General features: G+C 46.9%; 16 protein-coding genes. 5 read left to right on the forward strand and 11 right to left on the reverse strand.

All coding sequences use genetic code 11. The features are described 5' to 3' along the window. Positions 1 to 12: 12 nt before the first annotated feature. The 4 genes from SIC45_RS11775 to SIC45_RS11790 form a co-directional block, all read right to left on the reverse strand. A complete protein-coding gene (locus SIC45_RS11775) occupies positions 13 to 2,166 on the reverse strand; it encodes a DUF3488 and DUF4129 domain-containing transglutaminase family protein (RefSeq protein WP_319632279.1) in 2,154 nt (717 codons plus the stop codon). Between the two features lie 15 nt (positions 2,167 to 2,181). Continuing rightward, positions 2,182 to 3,366: a DUF58 domain-containing protein gene (locus SIC45_RS11780; protein WP_319632280.1), complete on the reverse strand. Its 1,185-nt coding sequence runs from the start codon at positions 3,364 to 3,366 to the stop codon at positions 2,182 to 2,184. Continuing rightward, positions 3,363 to 4,322, reverse strand: coding sequence for an AAA family ATPase (locus SIC45_RS11785; protein WP_298788481.1), 960 nt, complete (start codon positions 4,320 to 4,322; stop codon positions 3,363 to 3,365). The genes SIC45_RS11780 and SIC45_RS11785 overlap by 4 nt, the downstream gene beginning before the upstream one ends. 89 nt (positions 4,323 to 4,411) lie before the next feature. After that, complete coding sequence (locus tag SIC45_RS11790) at positions 4,412 to 4,861, reverse strand: Lrp/AsnC family transcriptional regulator (RefSeq protein ID WP_319632281.1); 450 nt, start codon at positions 4,859 to 4,861, stop codon at positions 4,412 to 4,414. Positions 4,862 to 5,014: 153 nt separating this feature from the next. Between SIC45_RS11790 and SIC45_RS11795 the strand changes: the two genes are divergently transcribed. Beyond that, positions 5,015 to 5,647, forward strand: coding sequence for a YitT family protein (locus tag SIC45_RS11795; RefSeq protein WP_319632282.1), 633 nt, complete (start codon positions 5,015 to 5,017; stop codon positions 5,645 to 5,647). Between the two features lie 37 nt (positions 5,648 to 5,684). Here the strand turns inward: SIC45_RS11795 and SIC45_RS11800 are convergent, their stop codons facing one another. Both SIC45_RS11800 and SIC45_RS11805 read right to left on the reverse strand, forming a co-directional pair. Continuing rightward, a complete protein-coding gene (locus SIC45_RS11800) occupies positions 5,685 to 6,257 on the reverse strand; it encodes a Fic/DOC family protein (RefSeq protein WP_319632283.1) in 573 nt (190 codons plus the stop codon). A 1-nt stretch (position 6,258) separates the two neighbouring features. Next, positions 6,259 to 6,465, reverse strand: coding sequence for a hypothetical protein (locus SIC45_RS11805; protein WP_319632284.1), 207 nt, complete (start codon positions 6,463 to 6,465; stop codon positions 6,259 to 6,261). Between the two features lie 232 nt (positions 6,466 to 6,697). Between SIC45_RS11805 and SIC45_RS11810 the strand changes: the two genes are divergently transcribed. After that, entirely contained in the window at positions 6,698 to 7,606 is a 909-nt protein-coding gene (locus SIC45_RS11810) for a VOC family protein (RefSeq protein ID WP_319632285.1), read from the forward strand. A 59-nt stretch (positions 7,607 to 7,665) separates the two neighbouring features. Here the strand turns inward: SIC45_RS11810 and SIC45_RS11815 are convergent, their stop codons facing one another. From SIC45_RS11815 to SIC45_RS11835, 5 genes are all read right to left on the reverse strand, one after another. Beyond that, a complete protein-coding gene (locus SIC45_RS11815) occupies positions 7,666 to 9,186 on the reverse strand; it encodes a glycoside hydrolase family 32 protein (RefSeq protein ID WP_319632286.1) in 1,521 nt (506 codons plus the stop codon). After that, positions 9,183 to 10,862, reverse strand: coding sequence for an alpha-glucosidase (locus SIC45_RS11820; RefSeq protein WP_319632287.1), 1,680 nt, complete (start codon positions 10,860 to 10,862; stop codon positions 9,183 to 9,185). The genes SIC45_RS11815 and SIC45_RS11820 overlap by 4 nt, the downstream gene beginning before the upstream one ends. Before the next feature lie 49 nt (positions 10,863 to 10,911). Further along, positions 10,912 to 11,736 carry a carbohydrate ABC transporter permease gene (locus SIC45_RS11825; RefSeq protein WP_319632288.1) on the reverse strand — a complete coding sequence of 275 codons (825 nt, stop codon included), beginning with the start codon at positions 11,734 to 11,736 and terminating at the stop codon, positions 10,912 to 10,914. Then, positions 11,736 to 12,596, reverse strand: a complete 861-nt coding sequence (locus SIC45_RS11830; protein ID WP_319632289.1) for a sugar ABC transporter permease — start codon at positions 12,594 to 12,596, stop codon at positions 11,736 to 11,738. Before SIC45_RS11830 ends, SIC45_RS11825 begins: the two co-directional genes overlap by 1 nt. A 94-nt stretch (positions 12,597 to 12,690) precedes the next feature. Beyond that, positions 12,691 to 13,974 (reverse strand): ABC transporter substrate-binding protein, encoded by a 1,284-nt coding sequence (locus SIC45_RS11835; RefSeq protein WP_319632290.1) that lies wholly within the window; start codon positions 13,972 to 13,974, stop codon positions 12,691 to 12,693. Between the two features lie 253 nt (positions 13,975 to 14,227). Between SIC45_RS11835 and SIC45_RS11840 the strand changes: the two genes are divergently transcribed. The 3 genes from SIC45_RS11840 (at position 14,228) to SIC45_RS11850 (ending at position 17,472) form a co-directional block, all read left to right on the forward strand. After that, entirely contained in the window at positions 14,228 to 15,220 is a 993-nt protein-coding gene (locus tag SIC45_RS11840; RefSeq protein ID WP_319632291.1) for a LacI family DNA-binding transcriptional regulator, read from the forward strand. Between the two features lie 176 nt (positions 15,221 to 15,396). Continuing rightward, the gene (locus SIC45_RS11845) at positions 15,397 to 16,437 is read left to right on the forward strand and encodes a FecCD family ABC transporter permease (RefSeq protein WP_413645729.1); all 1,041 of its coding nucleotides are present in this window, start codon (positions 15,397 to 15,399) and stop codon (positions 16,435 to 16,437) included. Then, entirely contained in the window at positions 16,438 to 17,472 is a 1,035-nt protein-coding gene (locus tag SIC45_RS11850; protein ID WP_319632292.1) for an iron ABC transporter permease, read from the forward strand. It begins immediately after the preceding gene. Positions 17,473 to 17,493: the final 21 nt, after the last annotated feature.

A 17,493-nucleotide genomic window follows, 5' to 3' on the forward strand; every position in this document is an offset into this window, starting at 1 on the left:
GCTCAATGCCGGTCAAGAACGGACTTTCTTTACCAGCTGTTTCCATGCCGCAACTGCTTCCGGACCGGCTTCGTTCCCGGTCTTACGTCCGTAATACAGACGTTCATATTTCTCTGTCAGATGCTCCATCTCACCGCTTCCGTAGATGTCATTCACCCGCACGGCAAATTCCCGCAGCGTTTCCCCGGCGTTCCGTTTTACACGTGCTGTCTGCAGCAACCGCAGCAGCGCCTGGTAAGCATTTTGAAACTCTTCATCAGAATGCATGTGCCGGTATTTGAAAAGAAGATAGCTGGCCAGCAGCTTCCTCCGGAAAAGCCATCCGGCTGCTGGGAGGATAACTACCGCTGCAAAAAAAGGCCACAGCGGAAGCCTCCAGTCAATGACGGCGCCGCCAGAGGAATCCTCCTGTTCTTGTTCGCCCTCTTCCCCAGTTTCAGGAGCCGCTTCCTCTTCTTCAGGGGCGGCCTCCTCTTCCTCCGTTTCCTCTTCTTCAATTTCGGGTGCTTCTTCTGAGGCTTCATTATTTTCATACGTGTAATTAAACTCTGAAGAAAAACCCTTCGTCGGTTCAAACGGCACCCAGCCTACTTCGGGAAAATACACCTCTACCCAGGAATGCGCATTTTCATTTGTGACCTCCACCTGATTTTCATTCCCCGGCGCCTGGTCGCCTTCTGTGAACCCTTTGACCCAGCGCGTCGGTATATCAAGCGTGCGGAGCAGCACCGCCATTGAAGTCGAATAATTATCACAGTAGCCGGTTCGTGATTCAAACAGAAACTGGCTGACATAATCTCCGCCCTCCAACGGAGCCGGAATGTTGGTCGTCTGATAGGAGAAATTCGGACCGCGCAAATACCTTTCCACGGCTCTGGCTTTTGCATAGCGGTTATCGTCATCTGCTGTAAGCTCTTCGGCAAGCTCCTGAATTTCTCCAGGAAGATCGTCGGGAAGCTGTGTGAAGTATTCCGTGATCTCCTCCGGATCTTCTGAATTATCAGTAACAGCACTCATCTGCTCTACGGGAAAATCTGCTGTTTCATACGCCACCGTGTAATTAGTTAACGACGCCGACTCTCCGCCAGCCTCAAACTCCACCTGGGTGGTCCAGGCGTCCACTGATGTTTCTATGTCTTCTTCAATAGAAAGAAACGAACCTGGATAAAAGGCAAAATCAAACTCCTGGGTTTCTGCCATTTCAATGTTTACTTCCTGTTCTTCCGTCTCGATACTTTCATTATATAAGCCGGCTTCAGAAGACGTCTCATCAGGGGCGTCTATTTCCCACCCAAGACCGGTGTATACATTTTTAGCCTCGCCCCGCCAGTAGCCGTTAATATCGCCGGATGCAGTAAATACCGGCATATCACTCATTTGAAATCCTCCGCCAAGGCGTTCATCAGTATTGTCATAGCCAATCTTCTGCACACCCTGACTGCTCCCGGTGCTGCTCTCTCCCCACGTTAAAAATGGAACGGGATCAGGCCACCGTGGTTCACTTTTGGGGGCAAGCACTCCAACGCCTCCGGCGGTAATTAAAAAAGCAGCCATGACCAGCGTCCACCGTATAAAAACCTTCCTCTGAGCCTGCCTGTCCTCCGTCTGCGATACAATACGTTCCCACTGAAGCAGTCCTAAAAGCAAAAATCCTATAACAAACGTACGGATAATCGCAAACATTCCATCGTATTCGAAAAAAGTATCCATTACGCCAATATAAATAACCGTAAATGTCAGGAAAAATAAAATCCGGCGGGACTGTACCACCCAGAAATAAATCAAATAACTCATAATAGCAAGCAGAAGCATAAATAACACACTGCGGAACATATCTGTCAGAGCGTACCACTGGCCGCTGATAATATAACCAACATTCGTCTGCACTTCCGCCCCCAGAGTAATCAGCCAATTCAGCTGCAGCAGCGATTCCTCATAAAATACAATATTTATACCTATTAGTATAGTCAGCAGCACACTGCCGATTATCGCCCACCAGGGCGGCCGCAGATAAATGACGATAAAAAAGGCGGCAGAGACAGCCATAAATACGGTCACTGATCCTGTCCCGGTAGCTGCCGGCAGGGGCAGCAGCCATTCTGCCAGCAGCAAATAACCAAGAATATAAACAATCAATTTTTTCCAGGTATGCTCCGGTTTAATCAAATAATTATGCCTCCTCTATAACACTTCAAAACCGGCCTCGCCCGGCTGCACATAGTATATATGAATATTGGTATGCCGCAGCGCTTCTACACCCTTATGGTGGGACAACCCACTCTCATCAGGAAGCAGAGCCACAATAACAGAGCGTTTCTGTCCGGCCCATTGCTTTAATTCTTTAATTCTAATATCCGGAAGCACCGGAGTCACATAAATCAGTGCTTCAGGCCCCGGGGCCTGACGTAAAAACGGCGAAGCCTCCGTATCTGTATTCAATTCCACGTACGCCAGACCCTGATAAATACGCTGAAAATGCTCTTTGGAGGTTCCGGGATGCTGCAGAGGCTGCCCGGAAGCAGTGACTCCGTAACCGATAGGCATTTTCATCTGATAGGCATACTCCGTTAAAGAAGCAGCAAATTCCACCGCGGTTTCAAATGATTCGGGTGCTATATCAGCTGCGGTTTCAAGCAGCAAAAAATAGCCTTCTCCCTTTTCAGCTTCAAATTCTTTTGTCACAAGCTTTCCAGCCCGGGCCGTCACCTTCCAGTCAATATTTGCCATCCGGTCCCCGGGGGTATAATCCCTCACCCCTGCGACATTAACAGATTCATTTTGTATCCGCTGCGACAGTGAGACTGCCTCCGAGGAGTTGTCTGCCGCCGTATTCCAGTTCGCTAACTTTCTCATTCTTGGAAGTACTACCACCATAGAAGAAACCAAAATATCGTAATCTTTTTCCACAAAGCCAAACAGATCGCCGGCACGGACGCGGAGATAACCAATGGTATGCTTACCCCGTCTTCTGCCCCTAAGGCTGTAGGAATAGGACGCCTCCCTCTGAAAAAAAGGGAAAATCAACGCTTCTGCCGACGTTTCCCAATCCCTGAGCCCGTAAGGCTGATGATCCCGGATCTTTACGTACATCAGTGGAAGCGGAATTCTTTTTTTTAATGTGACTACAGCTTCAGCATGACCGTTAAAGGAAAGCATATCAGCACTCAGTCTGCGTTCAGCCTTTAAAGAACGAAGCGGATAGATTAGTAATAATAATTGTATAACCGCGAGGGTCGTCACACTGTAAAACAAAAACCAGCTGACAAACCCCCCTTGAAACATAGCGTAAATAAATAATACAGCTAATGCAGCCAGAACAGCTGCCAGCTGCATTACTTTTCTTCCGATTTTTAAAAACCGACTCATGGGCGTACCGCCGAATCACTGTCCGATGCCGGTACACGGACGCTCGATAAGATGTCCCGCACCACGGTCTCTCCGTCTTTATCCGCCATCTGCTGGTCTGTCTGCAGAATAAGGCGGTGCCCCATAACAAACGGCGCAAGGTACTTCACATCATCCGGGGTTACGTAGTCTCTTCCTCTCACAAAAGCATATGCCTGCGATACCTTCATCAGCGCAATTGATCCCCTTGGACTTACGCCAAGATAAATATCGCGGTGATTTCTGCTCTCCCGCACAATGGAAACAATGTACTGCTTCACTGAATGGTCCACGTGCACGTTTTTCACGAGTTCCTGAGCCCTCAGGACGTCTGCGAGACTCATTACGGATGAAAGATCATCAATCGGATGCGTGAATTCCACACGCTCGAGCACTTCTATTTCCTGCTCTTCTGTAGGATAGCCGAGCCGGAGCTTAAACAGGAAGCGATCGAGCTGTGCTTCCGGCAGAGGATACGTTCCCCCGTACTCTACCGGATTCTGTGTGGCCATCACAAAAAATAAACGTTCGAGGTTTCTCGTTTCGCCGTCCACTGTAACACTTTTTTCCTCCAGCGCTTCAAGAAGGGCTGACTGCGTTTTCGGGGAAGTACGATTAATCTCGTCTGCGAGCAGAACGTTTCCCATTAACGGGCCGGGCCGGAATTCAAACTCCATCGTCCGCTGATTATATATAGACACACCTGTTACATCTGATGGGAGAAGATCCGGCGTGAATTGTATTCGTTTAAAACTCGCGCCAATCGATTTGGCAATTGCCCGCACCATCATCGTCTTCCCCACCCCGGGCACATCTTCAAGCAGGATATGCCCGCGGGCCAGAAGCGCTGTCAGGCTTAATTCAATTTCAGCTTTTTTTCCGACCACGACCTGCTGCACGTTTTCGATGACACGCTGCAACGCTTCACGTTCGTTCACCAATATCTTTCTCCCCCTACTGTATATGCTCTCGCTCTGTAAATCATATTAATCTTATCACAATAACCCACCCCTAGAAAGAAAACCGACTATTCCTGCTCCCGGTTTTCCGGCAGTATTTTTCTTCGCTCCACCGGCGATTTCAGCACAATCGACGTATTAATGTTCCCATAGGAGATCAGGGTATCAACAAGCTCTCTCAGGCTGTCCATCCCTTCTACCGCTGCTTTAATAAAATAGCTTACTTCCCCGGTTACCCGGTGACATTCCAGTACCCGCGTGTCCTCTGCAATCATTTTTTCAAAGCGGGGAATCGTGTCCTTTAGTTCACTCACCTGGATCATCAGAAGCGTATCCCGGCCCACGGCTTCCGGAGAAACCACCGCACTGAAGTGATCAATAATTCCCTTCTCCTGGAGCCTCATCATTCGCTCTGAAACGCTTGGACGGCTTAAATTTAATTTTTTGGATAAATCACTGACCGATATTCTTCCGTCCTCCTGAAGTATCTCGAGCATTTCAATATCAATATGATCCATTCAAACGCACTTCACCTTTCTTTTTGAACATGAATAATCAAATATACTTTCATTTTTAATGTCATTAAACCAATTATCCTTCATATAATTATTCAAGCATGGTTAATTTTTCCTTATAATAGAAGTAACCTATTGTTGAAGGAGAGACGACCGTTGATAAACATAACCAATATACTACAAGTCCTGGCCGGATGTTTGTTAGCTGCCTTTGGCATTACTCTGCTCCAGCACGCTGATTTAGTCACCGGAGGCACTGCGGGCCTGGCGCTCGGTTTAACATATGTCCTGCCGCTGTCTTTTTCCGCCGTCTTCTTTATAATCAACCTGCCTTTTTATGTGTTCTCTGTGGTGCATATGGGATGGAAATTCACGCTGAATACGATCGCCGCAGTATCTTTGCTTTCTGCACTGACAAGCCTGGATTACTTTCTTCCTGCTTTCAGCATCCATCCGGCTGCTGGTGCCATTTTCGGCGGGGTCAGTATAGGAGCCGGCATATCGATTTTATTTATGAACAACACCTCGCTCGGCGGAGCTAATATTCTGGCGTTGTTCCTCCAGCGACGGCTCCAGTGGAACCCGGGCAAAGTCAATTTATCCTTTGATGTAATGGCGGTGGCTGTCGGACTCGCTTCTGTCGGCTTAATCGCAGTAGCTTATTCCACACTCTCCATTATTGCTACTGCTTTTGTAATCAGCGTAGCTAAAGGGAAAATTGCCGCTTCAAGGCCCGTTCCGAAAGCGAAGCCACGTTCTTCGCGCCAGGGAGCACTAATCGAAAAATAATAAATCAAAAGCAGCTTCCCACAGGAGGCTGCTTTTTTCAGCTTTCCGTCAAACCCTCCGTCAGTGCTGCGGCTGCTTTCTTTTCATCATCAGCCACAGAGGCTTCAAACAGCTTTTCCTGCTGGAGCGGGGTATACTTCATGTCAAAGCCGTGGTGCCAGGCGATTTGCCGGACGAATTCCCGCTGCGTTCGGCCGTTTCCTTCCCGGAACGGATGAATATGATTAAGGTCATTGTAGACCGGGGCAAGGGCTTCGGCAAAAGCTTCCCTGTCCCTGTACGTCATTTTATTTATTGCCTGCACAGAGTCTCTTAGGTGACGCAGTCCTCTGTCGATAAACGCTGCAGGCAGAAAAGATGTCTGTCCTTTAGCAAGGTCTACCGTCCGAAACTCTCCGGCCCAGGCGTATACATCAGAAAACAGCCGCCGGTGAATACGCCGTATATGCTCTTCATCAAAGGAGCCAAGCACCTTTTTTGCTGTCATCATCTGCTGCAGGCGGTACGTTGTAATAATCTGTTCGATTTTTTCCGCTTTGGCTTTTTCCCGAAAATTCATTTTGTTTATAAGCACTCCGCTGTCTCCATACGTGTAATAGGATTCGCTCATATTATAAACGCCCTTCCGCTATAGAAGCTGTCACTTCTTTAATCGTCATTTTCCCATCGCGGAGCTTCCGCACAGCTTCGATATCTTTTTCTGAAAAAACAAACCCCTCTATTTCCGCAGAAACAATCGCGTTCTTAAGCTCCCGTTCTTCGGGCGTATCCGGGAAATCGTATTTGTCTGTTGCGGATGAGCCGTGTTTTTCATGCATTGTTTGCTCTCCCCCTGCCTGTAATGAAACAGTTTTTGCTTTCTTCTCGTTTCCATTTGCTCTCTCCTGCCCAGAGCTAAAGAAAATCTTTATTGCACGTTTTTCAGGTGCCGCCTCTAGGAGTATCATTTCGGATACTATACCACTTCAAAGTGGGTACTTCCATGCCTGAGCCTTCTGCTAGTATGATGAAAGCTGCATACTATAATAAAAATAAGAGGAGTGTTTACGCGTGACTAATGTGATTGACCCCACTGTTTCTGTCGGCCCTGTGCAGCTTAGAGTGCAGAGTATCAGCCGGGCTGCTGCCTATTATGAAAATGTCCTCGGCCTCCGGATGCTCGGACGCTCATCCTCCACCGCTGTTCTCGGCGTTCCATCAGACGGCGCCCCTCTCGTCATGCTCCGGGAGGTGGAAGGCTCGATCGCTCCCCCGCGCACGTATGCCGGTCTGTACCACTTTGCTGTTCTTCTTCCGGACCGTGCGTCCCTGGGAGCCTTCATCCGTCATCTGCACAGCACCGGCGAGCAGTACGGAGCGTCCGACCACAGCGTCAGCGAAGCGCTCTATCTGACGGACCCGGACGGAAACGGCATCGAGGTTTACCGCGACCGCCCCCGGACAGAATGGAACTGCGACAGTAACGGTTTCATCCATATGACGGTCGACCCCCTTCATGAACAACCGCTGCTTCAGGAGGGAAAAAATATCCAGTGGCACGGTGTGCCGGCTGGAACCGTGATGGGCCACGTTCATCTTCATGTGCATGACATGGAGGAGGCTTATCGTTTTTATGTAGAGATGCTGGGATTTGACCTGGCCGCCGATCCGCAGAAATTCCCTGCTTTCTTTGTTGCCGCCGGCGGCTATCATCATCACATCGGGCTTAATCCATGGGCCGGAGCCAAGGCTCCTAAAGCCTCCATACGAAACACCGGCCTCGACATGTACACGATTTTGCTTCCTTCTGCCCGAGCTCTCGAACCCGTCGCCGAACGCCTGAACGCAGCCGGCTACTGGTTTCACCGTGAAGAACATGCCCTTTATGTCACCGATCCTTCGGGCATCGTTGTATGCCTTACTGCAAATCCTCCGGATGAAGTCCTGTCCTCTGCTCAAATGGCCCGACTGACCGAATAATCTTTCGCAGCCTGCCACGATAAAAAGCAGCCGTAATTTTTAGGTACGGCTGCTTTTTATTATTCATTTTTTAACAGCAGCTGCATATCAAGTGCTGCAGTCGATATACTTTCTGAAAGCTTCCATTTCCGGATTTCAACCAGTTCCATTGCCCTGTCACTGAAAAAGCGCACTCCGGTAGACGCTTCTGCGGGGTAGACACGGGCACTCATCACCTTTTCTCCGTCCTGCATAAATACTTCTATCGTGGAGTGGTCAACAAAGATATGCAGATACAATAGGCCGTTTTCCAGCACCACGTCTGTGGTCCTTGTGCCCCCCGGGCCCCTGCCGGATTTTTCACGATCAAGTGTTATTTGTTGCTCGCGTGTATTATATACAAGCTTCGTTTTCTCCCCTGTACTTTCATTTGCGAGAAGATCCAAACCGCATTGTTCTGCCTGTCGTGGATCTATAACAACCTGAAGCTCCAGAGAATTTCCTTCCACGCCTTCTATTTGTCTTTCATTTTCAATGATGATCCCGCGTCGTTCCACTTCCTCTCCGCGAAGTCCTGCCATTTCCGGCAGAGGCCGGCATTTCCAAAGGCCCTCTTCGCAGGACAAAACGCGCGGAAGGCTCATCGCCCCAGCCCACAATTCTTCTTTTTCCGGCATGTCACTTTCCCACATTGCAAACCATCCGATAACGATTCTGCGCCCGAAGCCATCCAACGTCGTCTGCGGCGCGTAAAAATCAAAACCATGATCAAGCTGGTGAAACACATCAAAATCAAATGTTCCCTTTTCGAGGTCCAGGTCGCCTACGGCAAACACAGCCTGGTGCAAATTATGGTACTTATTTCCTTCCGGAAGCACGCCCTGTGGGGACATGACCAGCACATCAAAGCCGTCGAGCCGGAAAAGATCCGGGCACTCCCACATGTAGCCCATATTCCCGCGACCTGCTGCCAGTATGTTCATAAATTCCCACTCCAGAAGGTTTTCCGACCGGTAGAGAAGTGCCTGCCCAACGTTTTCTGCTGTCCGGGAGCCAAGGACTGCATAATAATAATCATTTTCTCTCCATACTTTTGGATCGCGAAAATGATTCGGATGCGTTCCTCCTCCAGGTGCTTCTGGTATAACAGGATTTTGCCCATGTTTTTCAAACTGGACCCCGTCTGTACTTGTGGCCAGGCACTGAACCTGCTTTAAGTCTTCACCCGGATCCGGGCCCGTCCACACATTACCTGTATACATTAAGACCAGCTCCCCGTCCGCCTCCACGGCACTTCCGGAAAAGCATCCATCCCTATCATAGATTTCGCTTGGCGCCAGCGCTGGCGGCAGATGCTCCCAGTGCACAAGGTCCGGGCTTTTGACATGCCCCCAGTGCATGTTATCCCATTCCGTTGAGTAAGGGTGATACTGATAAAACAAATGATATTCGTCCTTGAACATGCTGAAGCCGTTGGGATCGTTCATCCATGATACTGGTGCTGTAATGTGATATGCAGGACGCCAGTATTCCTTTTTATTATTTTTTTGTATTGCAGCAATACCATTCACTGCCTTGTTTATTTGCTGCTGATGATTCATGCGCCGCCACCTCCTAAAGCATAAACGACTGCTTCAAACGGTCGCAGGATGATTTCCTTTGGCTTCTCCGACTGGGCGGCTCCGTAATTATTTAAGATCAGCTTCGGGGCCTCGGCTGTGAATTCTTCAGGGAGCTCACAGGTTGTTTTAGTATCATACAGATTCACCATGATAAGCATTTTGGTATCCTCAAGAGTTCTTGTATACGCCATCACCTGTGGGTGGCCTGAAAGCGCAAGCTCAAATGAACCATATACAAGTGTTTTCCATTCCTGACGCAGCCGTATTAATGTTTGATAGTAAGCAAATACAGACAGCGACCTCTTTTTTTCCTGTTCGACATTAATCGAAGAATAATTTGGATTAACCTTCAGCCAGGGAGTACCGGTCGTAAAGCCGGCCCCCGGCCCGCTGTCCCACTGCATCGGCGTGCGGGAGTTATCGCGGCCGGTTTTCCAGATTGTTTTCATAATTTCTTCGTGCGGCGTTCCTGCCTGGCGTTCTTTATGGTACAGATTCCGGATGGCAACATCATTGTAATCTTCAATGGAAGGAAATTCGACGTTAGTCATACCGATCTCCTGCCCCTGATAAATGAACGGGGTCCCCTGCATCAAAAAGTACATTGTCGCAAGGCCTGTAGCCGTTTCGTACCAATAGTTATCCGCATCTCCCCACGTTGATACGGAACGAGGCAGGTCATGATTTTCCAAAAACAAAGCGTTCCACCCTAGGCCGTCCAGCCCCTTCTGCCACTTAGCAAAAATTTCTTTCAGGGCAAAAATGTCCGGCCGTCCGTCACCGCCTTTTCCCCACAAATCAACATGGTCAAATTGAAAGATCATGTTAAATTTGCCGTTTGTCTCCCCGACCCAGGCGTCCGCTTCTTCAATGGTTACTCCGTTGGCTTCTCCGACGGTCATAATGTCGTAATGATCGAACGTTTCTTTCTTCAGTTCTTCAAGGTATGTCTGAATGCCGGGCTGGTTTAAATGGCCGTCGAATGAAGGCGGATAGTCTTCATTATCCGGATTCGGCACGTTGGGAAGGCCCGGCTTCTTTTTAATATGGGAAATAGCATCTATACGAAATCCGTCAATTCCTTTATCGAGCCACCAGTTGACCATATCGTACAAATCACGGCGGACATCCGGGTTTTCCCAGTTCAGATCCGGCTGCTTCCGGGAGAAAACATGCAGGAAATACTCTTTAGTATGCTCGTCCCACTCCCAGGCTGATCCTTCAAAGATAGATCCCCAGTTATTTGGCTCCCGGTCATTCTTCGGCTGCCGCCAAATATAGTAGTCCCGGTATTTGCTTTCTTTGGATGAACGCGATTCCACAAACCACGGATGCTCATCAGACGTATGATTAATGACCAGATCCATGATCAGGCGCATCCCCCGCTGATGAACTTCCACGAGCAGCCTGTCAAAATCCTGCATCGTCCCAAATTCCGGCATAATCGACCGATAATCGCTGATGTCATATCCGTTATCGTCGTTGGGCGATGCATATACTGGACATACCCAGATCACCCCGATACCCAGCTCCTGCAGATAGTCGAGCTTCGAAATAATTCCGGCTATATCCCCGATTCCGTCCCCATCTGCATCCATGAAGCTTCTCGGATAAATCTGATAAACAACTGTTTCCTTCCACCACGCCTGTTCCATTTTCCAGATGCCTCCTGTGTTTATAAAAATTGCAGCTGGGCGCAGTGGCTTATTTTACTGCGCCTTCCGAGACCCCTTTAATAATTTGTTTTTGGGCAAAGAAATAGAAAATAATGACTGGAATTATAGCTATCGTCAACCCAGCCAGCGCCAAAGGCCATTGTTTGGTATATTCTCCAAAAAAGAAATACATTTTTAAAGGTATTGTTGCTGTTTCCTCACTCAGTATTAAGGAAGGAAGTAAATAATCATTCCATATCCAGATCACATTTAAAATACCTACAGTGATAGTAATTGGTTTTAGTAAAGGGAAAATGACAAGCCAAAATAGTTGAAAGCGATTTGCTCCATCAATAATCGCCGCTTCATCCAATGCCTGAGGGATTGAATTTAGAGCTCCGTGATAAAGAAAAATAGCCAGGCTGCAACCAAATCCTAAATACATAAATATCAGGCCGCCTGCATTCAACATATTAACCTGGCCAAAGATAGAAACCAACGGGATCATTACCGCCTGAAAAGGAATCAGCATAGCTCCGACAAACGTAAATAATATTACAGTACTTAGCTTACTTTTATTTCTTGAAAGCGCATAAGCTGCCATTGATGAAAAAAGAATAATAATTAATATACTAAGACCTGTAATCATGATTGAATTAAACAACGATTGGAGAAAGTCCAGATCATCAAACGCCTGAATAAAGTTTTCGAATCGAAAACTTGCAGGCAGCCCGAGGACACCCTGAAAAATCTCACTTTTTGATTTAAATGCATTTACAAGCATCAAATAAAAAGGAGCTAACCAAAGCAGGCCCAGTACAATTCCTAAAACCTCCAGCCATCGTAAATTTTTCTTTTCCCTATTACCCCTCATTACATTTCAACCTCCTTTTTCTTGTTGTAATAAACCTGTGCTAAAGCGATAACAGCTACAATCATCAGGAATACAACTGCTTTTGCCTGGGCGTAAGCCATTTGGTTATCTGAAAAAGCGGTGCGTACGATATCCATCGCAAGCATTTGCGTGGAATTGAAAGGTCCTCCATTAGTGAGAGACAAATTTTGGTCGTATATTTTAAAGCCTGTCGATAACGTTAAAAACATACTCACCGTGAACGCAGGCGCCAGCAATGGAAAAAGAACGTTTTTGAAGCGATGAAAAGCATTTGCCCCATCAATTTTTGATGCTTCAATAAGATCCATAGGAACACTTTGAAGATACGCAATATAAATAATCATTATATAACCAGCCATTTGCCAGGCTGTTAAAATCACCATACCCCAGAAGCCGGTCTGAGTTGTCGACAGCCAGCCTTGAAGACTTTCTGCCCCCAACAGTGTTCCGATTTGATCAAATACATTCACAAAAATAAATTGCCAAATAAAACCTAAGATAAGACCTCCAATTAAATTAGGCATGAAAAAGACTGTACGGAGCAGATTATTAGTCTTAATATTTCTTGTTACTAATAAAGCCAGCCCCAGACCAAAAACATTCAGCAATAGAACCGTTACTACCGCAAATTTGATAGTGAACCATAATGCGTTCATAAACTCTTCATCCTGCACTAAGGAAACATAGTTCTCCAGCCCTACAAAACGGCCGATTGAAAGACCGTCCCAATTGGTGAACGAAAATACGAAACCGTAGATAAAAGGGACAGCAACGACCAAAATTAAACTGATCATTACTGGAGCCAAAAATAACCAATACGAAAGGCTTCGGTTTTTCATACTTTCCCTCCTAATATGTATTAAACTTTTCCGAAAAACTGTTAATAAATGAGAAACCAACCAGGAATCAACCTGGTCGATTTCTATTGTTGGACTATTCCGAACGGGATTCCTCCCACTCCTTTTTCATATTTTTCTCTAATTGGTTCCATTCCAGATCGCCACTTAAATATTTTTGCACGGAAGCCCCGAGCGAATCCCCCCATCCATTTGGATATCCTAAGAATACCCAGCCAATGGTGTTATCATTTGAGGAATACTCATAAATTTCTTTTGATAATGGATCTGCAATCTGCTCAGTATCATATCCCTCGTAAGCAGGAATGTAATTGAATTCTGTCATAATGGCTTCTTTACCAGCTTCAGAAGTATTTAACCAATCTAAAAAGTCTTTAGCCGCCTGCACCGTTTCTTCATCTTTATTATTGTTTACTGCCCAGTAGTTCGGTACATCGACGGGAAGCTGCCCCTCGTATCCTTCGACAGGAATCGGCATAATCCCCATCCCGCTTTCAGCAAATTCTGGATCAAGTTGCTCTACAGAAGGATAAACCCAGTTTCCCTGCTGAATGATAGCTACCTGCTGTTGGCTAAAATATTCTTCTACCTGCTGGGAATAATCTAAACTTAACGTTGGCTGGATAGAGTAATCCGTTTGTAAATCTAAAATGCGCTTGAATTCTTCCCCTTTATTAAACTCTACAGATTCTGCATTGTAAGCCTCCGTTACGTTTTGATCGAATTCCGGAGACAAAAATGTATTAGACAAGTGATTTCCTGCCACCCAGACTTCTTTCGCGGGATAAGCAAATACTTCTTCTATCCCTAACTCTTCTTTTTGTTCATCCAACGTTTGAACGGCTTGTTCCAGGTCCTCGTATGTTTGAATGTCCTCAGCGTTAATCCCGGCCTCCTCAAACACATTTTTATTATAAATAAATCCGTACCCTTCCTGGTTTACTGGAAGGCCATGGACGTTACCATCCTCTTTCATTGGATCAAGTGTGCCTTCCAACGCTGTTTCAGCCGATTCCATATCTGATAAATCAGCCAAATACTGACTAAATTGCTCCGCCTCGGTTGGGCCGGCTATATTGAAAATCGCCGGTTCATCACCAGAAGAAAATTTAGACTTTAATGAACCCTGATAATCAGAACCGCCGCCTACAGATGTTACTTCAACGTTGACATTTGGATTTTCTTCTTCATATTGCGCCGCCAACTCTTCAAACTGCTCATTAACTTCTACTTTTCCCTGGAAAATATCTAAATTAATTTGCTCTCCTTCTCCTCCTGAACTACTTTCTGAAGAAAAAGAACAACCGGATAAAACAAGACCGCCCACTAACAACGATGAACCAATTACTGCTTTTTTCATCTCATTACCCCCTGTTTATGTAATCGCTTTCTAAAACAAGTATAACTAAAAAATATTTTATGTCAAACGTTTTCATAAAATTGGTCATATCATTCTCAATTTCTATTTTTATTCACTATAAATCCTTTACAAAAAAGTGTTTTTGATAGATTATTTAATCATTAAACATAGGTTAACGTTTTCATAAAATGTGCAATCGGGAAATAAGTTATAATAAATTAGGAGAATGCTTGCTAGAAGGAGAGAAAAGACTATGTCCAGTATCAAAGATGTTGCGAAATTATCCGGCGTTTCCGTAACCACTGTTTCAAGAGTTATGAACAACCGCGGCTATATCGGAAAAGAAACGAGAAGCCGGGTGGAAAAGGCTATGCAGGAACTCGATTACCAACCGAACCAGATTGCCCGGTCACTGCAGCGCAGCCGTTCCGGATTAATCGGCGTAATTGTGCCGGACCTGGCCCATCCCTTCTTTTCTGAACTGATTAATGAAATTGAAGCTTACGCAAACGGCCGGCATTACAAAATCATCGTCTGTAATTCCCTGCACGATGCCGAAAAGGAAGCCAACTATATAAATATGCTCCGACAGAACCGGGCGGATGGTATTATTGTATGCAGTCATACATTGTCCACTGAAAAATATGAGCATGAAGAAATGCCGGTCATCTCTTTCGACCGTGTAATTTCCCCTTCTATTCCTTATGTCGCCAGTGATAACTATCTGGGCGGGGAGATTGCCACCAGACATCTGATTGAACGCGGATGCAAAAAAATCCTTCATATTTCGGGACCGCTTGAATACGACCTGCTTGCCAACCGGCGCAAAGATGCCTTTGAATTAACAGCTATGAAGGCAGGCATCACTTATATGAGTATCGAGGGAGCCTATATTGAAGCAACCTTTGAAGATAATTATAAATTTATTGAAGAACACATCAGTGCTGTTCTTGAAAACTATGACGGTATATTCTGCAGTAATGATCTGCTCGCGTATGCGTTATATGTCTATGCCTCCAGGCATCATATCCATGTGCCGGATGAGCTGAAAATTATTGGCTATGATAACCACAGCTTTACCCGCATGCTGCAGACGCCCAGGCTGACAACTATTCAGCAGCCACTTGATAAATTGGGAGAAGCACTTGCTTTTTCCTTAATCAATAATATTGAACGGCAGGAAAATGGTGCACATAATCAAAACATTGTGCTCGACGTGCAGTTGATTAAAGGCGATACCACCTGAAAAATAATAACAAAAAGTCCGGCTCTTCCCTCCCTCAGGAAAAGGCCGGATTTGTTTTATTTGCACTGCTTATACAGGAAAACATGGACAGAAAGAAATTCAGCTGATATGATGAATATTGATTGATAATGATTATCACTAATGAATGATTTTTTAATGTTGAAAGAGGATATAACATGCGTCAACAAACGGAACCTTCCACCTATAAAGACGATATTACTTCACGTCCTGTAACAGCTGTACTAATGTTTATTGCCGGCCTTCCCATACTTGGATTTATTTTTTTACTTTCGATTTCTGTCGGTGCTGCAGACGTGGAGATTGGTACCGTTTGGAACGCATTGTTTCACTATGACGCTTCCTTGAATGATCACGTTGTTATCCGCGAGCTTCGTCTTCCCCGGGCTATTGCAGATATTGTTGTCGGTGCCTGCTTCGCCGTAGCCGGAGCCATCATGCAGGGAATGACAAGAAATCCACTGGCCGAATCCGGAATTCTGGGCATCAATGCAGGTTCAATTTTTATGGTGGCGGTTTGTTTTGCGTTTCTGCCGGGGCTCTCTTATAACCTGTTGATAGTGTTTTCTTTTTTAGGGGCCGCGATCAGCATGGGGCTGATTTTTGGGATTGCTTCACTTTCACGCATCGGCCTGACACCTCTTCGTATGGTGCTTGCCGGGGCGGCGATTAACGCCCTGTTTACAGCGTTAAGTGAAGGCATCGCCATTCACTTTGATCTCAGCCAGGATATTGCCTTTTGGTACGCCGGTGGATTATCCGGTGTCCGGTGGGAGCAGCTGCTGCCCGCCCTTCCATGGATGGGGGGAGCGCTTGTATTTGCGGTCGCCCTGTCCAGGTCTGTTACTATTTTAAGTCTCGGGGACGATATCGCTTCAGGCCTTGGGCAGCGTGTCGGCCTGATAAAACTACTCTGCACACTCGCCGTTTTGTTTCTCGCCGGCATTGCCGTATCCATCGCTGGCCCTATCGGGTTTGTCGGTCTCGTTATCCCACACGTCGTCCGGTTTTTCGTGGGAGTTGACTACCGGGCGATCATCCCGTGCTCTATCGTGGTGGGCGGCATTTTTATGTCGCTTGCCGATATTGGTGCCAGGATTATTAATCCGCCGTACGAAACCCCTCTCGGTTCTTTATTCGCGCTTATCGGTGTGCCCTTCTTTTTATACATTGCGCGCCGCGAGAGGAGGGAACTCTAAATGCATTCTATATTTTCCGGCGAGTGGGAACGCAGGCGCCGCAGACGGCGCATTTTTGTATTCAGCTTCCTCGCCATTCTAATATTTATCGTGCTTCTTTTCAGCATGAATTCCGGAGTTACTCCGCTGGGGCCGTTAGAGGTGATAAAAACGCTTTTCGGCTTTGGCGACAGTAACCAGAATCTCGTACTATTTCAGTTCCGCCTGCCCCGGATTGTACTCGCTCTTCTTGTCGGGGCAGCACTTGCCGTTTCAGGCTGCGTGCTCCAGGGAATCTCCCGTAACAGCCTGGCAGACCCGGGTATTCTCGGCATCACTACCGGCGCAGGATTATTTGTAGTTTTATACATTTCGTTTTTCAGTTCGATTGATGCTGCTTCTCCGTACTTACTGCCGGTATTCGCGCTTGTTGGAGGACTGCTCGCTGCAGCATTAATTTATGTTCTTGCCTACGACCGGCAGCTTGGTCTCGTGCCGATGAGAATGATACTGACCGGTATTGCAGTGGCTGCCGGGCTGAATGCACTGATGACCGTTCTCATGCTGCGTCTGCAGCCGGAACAGTTTGACTTTGTCGCTATATGGCTGGCTGGAAGAATTTACGGATCCACCTGGCCTTATGTATATTCGTTTCTTCCCTGGTTTATTATTTTATCGATTTTCATTTATTACCGGTGGCGCGCGCTCGATACCCTTACCTTCGGCGAACAGATGGCAAAAGGGCTGGGCCTCCGGGTGGAAAAGGAACGCCTTCTGCTCACCTTCGCTTCAGTGGCGCTTGCAGCATCGGCGGTTTCTGTCAGCGGCGGCATCGGATTTGTCGGACTGATTGCCCCTCATATAGCCCGGAGGCTGATCGGTCCCAACCATGCGCTTGCTCTCCCTGCCTCGGCGCTTCTCGGTGGACTTCTGCTTCTGTTTGCGGACACCCTTGGCCGTACTATTATTCAGCCGTCGGAAATTCATGCAGGGATTGTTGTTGCAGTTATTGGCGCTCCTTATTTCCTATACCTGCTTGCCAGAAGCAATGTCTAACTTTATCACCCTGAAAGGATG

The sequence above is a fragment of the Marinococcus sp. PL1-022 genome, assembly GCF_033845285.1.
Lineage (GTDB): Bacteria > Bacillota > Bacilli > Bacillales > Marinococcaceae > Marinococcus.